Annotated in this window: 4 protein-coding genes; 1 reads left to right on the top strand and 3 read right to left on the bottom strand. The window is 39.6% G+C overall.

Going from position 1 to position 6,073, the window contains the following annotated elements; genetic code table 11:
- Both ACP6PM_RS20895 and ACP6PM_RS20890 read right to left on the bottom strand, forming a co-directional pair.
- The coding region (locus tag ACP6PM_RS20895; RefSeq protein ID WP_426588018.1) for a PD-(D/E)XK nuclease family transposase at positions 1-130 on the bottom strand (130 nt) is incomplete at its 3' end.
- A gap of 31 nt (positions 131-161) precedes the next feature.
- On the bottom strand, positions 162-752 hold the full coding sequence (locus ACP6PM_RS20890) for a tyrosine-type recombinase/integrase (protein WP_426588016.1): 591 nt from the start codon (positions 750-752) through the stop codon (positions 162-164).
- 39 nt (positions 753-791) lie between these two features.
- Between ACP6PM_RS20890 and ACP6PM_RS20885 the strand changes: the two genes are divergently transcribed.
- Positions 792-2,090 carry a diguanylate cyclase domain-containing protein gene (locus ACP6PM_RS20885; RefSeq protein WP_426588014.1) on the top strand — a complete coding sequence of 433 codons (1,299 nt, stop codon included), beginning with the start codon at positions 792-794 and terminating at the stop codon, positions 2,088-2,090.
- 615 nt (positions 2,091-2,705) lie between these two features.
- Here the strand turns inward: ACP6PM_RS20885 and ACP6PM_RS20880 are convergent.
- On the bottom strand, positions 2,706-6,073 hold a 3,368-nt coding region (locus tag ACP6PM_RS20880; RefSeq protein ID WP_426588012.1), incomplete at its 5' end, for an ATP-binding protein.

Below are 6,073 nucleotides of genomic sequence, written 5' to 3'. Positions count from 1 at the left end.
CCAGGGATTGAATAATATTTTGATTATTATAAACTATAGCATTGAGAAAACTAATTAGGATGTTTTGACTGTGAATAGAACCAAAGATTTTTTTAAAAGCAAAGTTGGTTTTGGGGCTGATAAATTTCATTTGATATACTTTCCTGAATTAAAACAACATATTATCTAACATTTCCGACAATTCCGGCTGAGGATTGCAAAGCATTACTCCACAATAACTCAACCAACGCCCGATCGCGCACCCCACTCGGAGAACTTAAATCTATCTGACTCACAAGTTCCTGAAACTGTTTAGGTTTCACCCCCGTCGTATCCCGGTACCTATGCTCCGTCCCCTTAACTCTCGAAGCAGAATTATTCAACTCAAAATCACACCTACCAATATCCGCAGCAAACTTCACCAAAGAGCGGAGCGCCTCTATCCGACGAGCGATCGTCGCCGGAGCTAAATCCCTAGACTCCATATCATGCTTAAACTTCAACACCAAATGAGTCGCCTGATGCTTACCCAAACTCAAAAATAACTGAATATTTTCAGCAGACGCCTCCAACTCATAAAACCTAAAGAACAATTTAATATCATAGGCATAAGCACGGCGTGTAGAAGGCGATCGCTTATTTTTAAGTAACTCAACCAGAATTTCGTCACTCGAAGTGGCCAATTTCTCCGAAACTTCGGCCAAAACCAGCCCAAATTTGTCCAATTTTTCACTCATGGGGACGTAACTATTATTATCATCTCCATAATACACTTTGTTATACTCAGTCGCTAGGTGAAGTTCTCTTAACTCATGTATAATATTGAAGCCAGTTTACAATTTATCGAGGACACAGTTTACGCTAAAACAGGGAAGTATTTTAGTGATATAGAACGAATTATCCTCCTAAAAACACTTGAAAATAATCATTATACTTATGAGCAAATCGCTGATAATTATGGTTATTCAGTTAAATATATTAGGCAAAGGATTGCGCCCAAACTCTGGCATACTCTTTCGGAGATATTTGAAGAAAAGGTGACAAAATATAATTGTCAAGGGGTCGTGAAAAAAAAGATGCAACATCAACTAACAGTAGCTCCTTCACCTTCAGAAAAGCCTTTAAATCAGTCTGTTGAGGCGAATGCAGATTCTCCTTCTCTTGCGACTAACCATCACCGAGGCAATATTCTCCTGGTGGACGATCAACCCCAAAACCTCAATGTTTTATCAGATTTGCTAGAAGAACAGGGATATGAGGTAAGACAAGCCCTTAATGGTTCAATCGCCCTGAAAGCTGTCGAATTAACTTTACCAGATGTGATTTTACTTGATATTCATATGCCAGAATTAGATGGTTATGCTGTGTGTCAGCGACTTAAGACAAATCCTCAAACCCAGGATGTCACTATCATTTTTGTTAGTGCTTTAGATGAAGCATGGGACAAAGTAAAAGCCTTTTCTGTAGGAGGGGCTGATTACATTACCAAGCCCTTTAAGGTGATTGAGGTATTAGCAAGGGTTGAAAATCAGTTAAAGATTCAACGTCTCAAAAGAGAACTACAAAGGCAGAATATTCAACTACAGCAAGCTATTCAGGAATTAGGAAGATTAGGTGTTTTAGACGAGTTGACTCAAGTTGCTAATCGTAGCCGTTTCAATGATTATTTAAACAGAGAATGGGAACGCGCTCATCAAAATAAGGAACCCTTAGCCCTAATTTTTTGTAAGATTGACAAATTTGCAGAGTACGATCACAGCTACGGTAACTTAGCAAGAGATAGCTGTCTTTATGAAGTAGCACAAGCACTTAAATATTGTCTACAATCATCTGATTCTCTCCTCTGTCACTACGAAGAGGCTAAATTTGGGATTATTGTTTCTCCTAGCGATATCCCTAATCTCGAAAAGATAGCTAAAAGCTTGGTCGATGAAGTTAATCAACTCCAGATTCCTTATAGTTCCTTTTCTCGTAATCTTTATATTACCGTTAGCATAGGAATTGCTAGTTTAAATCCTCATGAACAGACAACATCCGATCGCTTAATTCAATTGTGTGAACAGGAACTAGAAAAAGCAGAAGCACAAGGAGGCAATCACTTCACGGGGTAACAAGTACCCTAATAAAGTCAGAAGTCATAATTTAGTAGTCAGAAGTCATAAGTAATTTTTGTAACGGGGATTTAAGCCCCGCTGGCTTTGTTGTATGAAAGCATATAGCTACCGCACAAGCTTAAGCATATGTACTTCAGACTTCTACAACTATTGTCCAATAGATGAAATTAACATCAATCTTTGATATAAAAAAGGCTGAAAGCTTTGCCTGCAAGGGCTTTGACGGATTTAACTATTGTCCAATAGATGAATAAAACATCAATCTATAGAAAGAGGGTGATATAGCTGCCACTAGGTTCACCTTTCATGTCGGGGACAACCGAAAAGCGGAACGGATGTTCTATCGATACTTTCATGCAACAAAGCCGCCCCGCTCCAAAAATATTTCGCCTTAAAACGCGGGGTTTTATACCCATATTATTTTGATAAAACTATTGTTTGAAAAGGATTTCAAAGATTATACTGAGGTTTGAGCCTTGAAACCCTTCTCCCTAAATAGTTTTGAGGCGCTTGTCACCCTACGATCTCCAGTTATAAATGAGCTTTTTGCAAAGATGAGATGCACCCCCCGTGAGGTTGAACAAACATGATTTTCTTAAAGTTGAGAATTAACTAGGAAAAATTAAGTAATTGAACAATCCGATCAAATTGATAGTTATTTGCAAATTGTTGTATTTGAGTAGCCAACACAGCCTTTTCCGGCGGAATATCTTTAATTAACTCCTTGACTTTTTGACCCCAAAGTTGACTAGACGCTTGATGTAGTGCAGCTAACCACTCAGAGGGCATATCCTTTAAAGTCACTGATAAATCTTCTGAATTAACTTGTTTGTTACCATTACCCTCCACTGATTCTTCATAAATCCACTCCACCTTCAGATATTGGTCGAGCTTGTCCAAAATCACCTCTTCTTTGAAAGGTTTCACCATATAGTCATTAAAACCATAGTCATTAAAACCTGATGCGAGAACTGACTCTCGCTGTCCAAAAACACTAGCAGTCAGAGCAATAATCTTTGTCCCTATAGCAGGTGACTCTAACTGTGATTCCCACTCTCTAATCTGTTTGGTGGCTTCATATCCATCCATCTCAGGCATCTGCAAATCCATCCAAATCAAATCTGGACGCCATGCTTTCGAGATATCTATAGCTTCTCGTCCATTGTTAGCTTGCTCCACCAAAAATCCCTTGGAAACCAGTAAATCTAAAATTAATAAACGATTGTCTGGCTGATCGTCCACCACTAAGATACGATACTCTGGTTGCTCAGGTGCTAAACCAATCACTTTCCCTCTCTCTGCTTTGCCAGGAAAAGCCTGAGTTGAACTCAAACGAATGGGAATCGATAATTGAAAACAAGTCCCTACACCCACAGTGCTTGTTGTGGTAATCTCTCCTCCCATCAAGTTAATAAACTTCTGAGTAATAGCTAGCCCCAATCCAGTGCCCTTTTTAATTTGATGCCCCGCTGTAGTTTGTTCAAAGGCCACAAATAACTTATCGAGTTCTTCTGGAGCAATACCAGGACCTGTATCTTCTACCTCTAATTGAAGCAGTTGATATTCCCTATTTTCTGGAGCTTTCTCCACCTTAGCTCTTAAAATTACCCCTCCTTTGTCAGTAAATTTCACCCCATTACCAATTAAATTAATTAAGACTTGTCGGAGTTTTCCCTCATCTGCAGATATGTATTGGGGTAGATCGGAATCAGGTTCTAATACAAATTGAATTCCTTTTTTTTGAACTTTGAGACAAAACATATCTTGGAGATCTTGAAGAACAGCATGAAGGTCAAAATCTGTTTCATTAACGGTGGTTTGACCTGCTTCAATTTTGGACATTTCCAAAATATTGTTAATTAAGGATAATAAATGTTCCCCACTGCGGTTAATAATTCTCAAACGTTCCTGGTGTTCTGGTTTAAAGGAGGTATCTTGGCACAGAATTTGAGCAAAACCAATCACACTATTGAGGGGAGTGCGTAGTTCATGGCTCATATTAGCCAGAAATTCGCTTTTGGCTTTGTTGGCCGTTTCTGCATTTTCCTTTTGCAACTGTGCTTGTTGTAAATTTGTTAAGGCTTGTTGTAAATCGTTCCGTGCTTGTTTTTCTTGATCGTATAGTTGGGCATTTTGGAGGGCTATGGCAGCTTGAGAACAGAGCAAATTCAATAGCTCTATGCGCTCGCTGGTAAATGCACCACTGGTTTGATTGTTTTCTAAGTAGAGAATGCCGATCTGTTGTCCTCTGTCAATTAAAGGTATACATAATACTGACTGTGGTTGATGGTTTTGGATGTAGTCATCTCGGTTATAGTTGTTGTTTTCTGTGGCATGATCTAGGACGAGGTGTTCCCGTGTATTTTTGACTTGATTAATGAGGGTTAAGGGGAGATTATTACTTTGCTCAACGGGAATGTTTATTACAGACATTTCCTCTCCTATAGTGTGGGCTCTCAGCATGAGAGTATCTGCTTGAAAAAGCATGAGGGCAACGGTTTCGGCTCCGGCGTTTTCTTGGATGACTTGCATGAAGTTGGTGATGGCGCGGTTGAGGTCAATTTCCTCAGAAAGGCTGCGGGATGCTTTCATTATGCTAGCTAAATCTAATAGTTTTCCAGTACAGGTAATGGTGTGGGAAACGGTCTTTTGGGTGAGAGTAGTTATCTTACCTTTGGCAGTCCAGCTCAATTGTTGTCGTTGGAGAATGGGGGAGAGCAGTTGGAAATAACGTTTTTCGAGGTCGTCTGTTTTGGCTTTTGCTCCCCACTGAGCATAACAATAATAGGCTTCTTGCATATAGGTACACGCTATTTTTTCTTTACCCCAGTTGAGATAAAATTTAGCTGCCAGTTCGTTAGCGAGGGCTTCTTCTTGAATGTATTCATTCTCCTTGGCTCCAGCAATGGCGCGATCGTATAACTCCATTGCCTCGGTTTTATCGCCCAACACCCGATATGTTTCTGCTTCAATCAAATGCCATTTGTGCAAATAATTAGTTGGGGCATGAATTGCTGCATTCTGCAATATCTTCTGATTGGCTGCAATTTTTTCCAGTCTCTTTTGGCATTCGCTTTCTGGTTGCGAGGTAAAATCGGCTAACATCACCAGAGATTGATAAAAGTAAAATAGAGTCACCAGCGGCGTTCCAGAAGCACCTACCAAGCATTTTTCTGCATTGTCAAGACTCTCATATGCACCATTCCAGTCTTGAAATAAATAGCAAATAAATGCCAGAGGAACGTAAAAATAACCTTGTGTTGTCAAATCATTGGCTTGCTTGCGAAGAGGTAGCATTTTTTCTGCATCATAGGCTTCACCGACGACTGCGCAAGGATTTTGAGAGTTACCCAACAAATTATCGACCATCTGATGATACATATCGATCCAGTTCTTAGAAGTTTCCTTGTTCATACGTTCTGCGGCTTTACTATTAACTAACATTTCTTTTGCCAGCTCGGATAATTCTTTGCCACTCAGATAACTATAGTATGAGTAAAAGGCTAGGGCATAGGATGCAAATTCAAGGTCTCCAACTTCCAAACAGATTGCATAGACTTGTTTAAGATTTTGGATACTATTTCTCAAGTGTTCTTTGTAATGCTGAATATGAATAATCACCATGTAAAAAGCGCGACCATAAGCAACTGCACTACTCTGGGGTTCGATTTGGAGTGCTAGTTTTCCAAATTGATATCCTTGTTCGATCTCACCAAAATTGTTACATAATAATAAACCTTGAAAACAATACCCATTAGCAGAAACAGGTGAGTTGCCGTACTGCAGCGATAAATTAACTTGCTCAAAAACAATTAATGCCATCAACATTGGCTTGTACTTGTAAGTAGTAGGAGTTAGGTAGAACAGAAGTCTCATGGCCGCGAGCATATTAGGGTCGGTCATTACAGGAAGTTCTGCCAAGGTGGTTGGATGGCGATCGCCCAAATTTGCTTTTAAATCATTCCACCAAAGCTCGATAT

This window comes from Dapis brunnea BLCC-M229 (assembly GCF_050015995.1).
In the GTDB taxonomy this organism is placed as follows: domain Bacteria; phylum Cyanobacteriota; class Cyanobacteriia; order Cyanobacteriales; family Microcoleaceae; genus Trichodesmium.
Note: the sequence above shows the minus strand (reverse complement) of the source record. Positions and strands in the feature narration are given on the sequence as shown.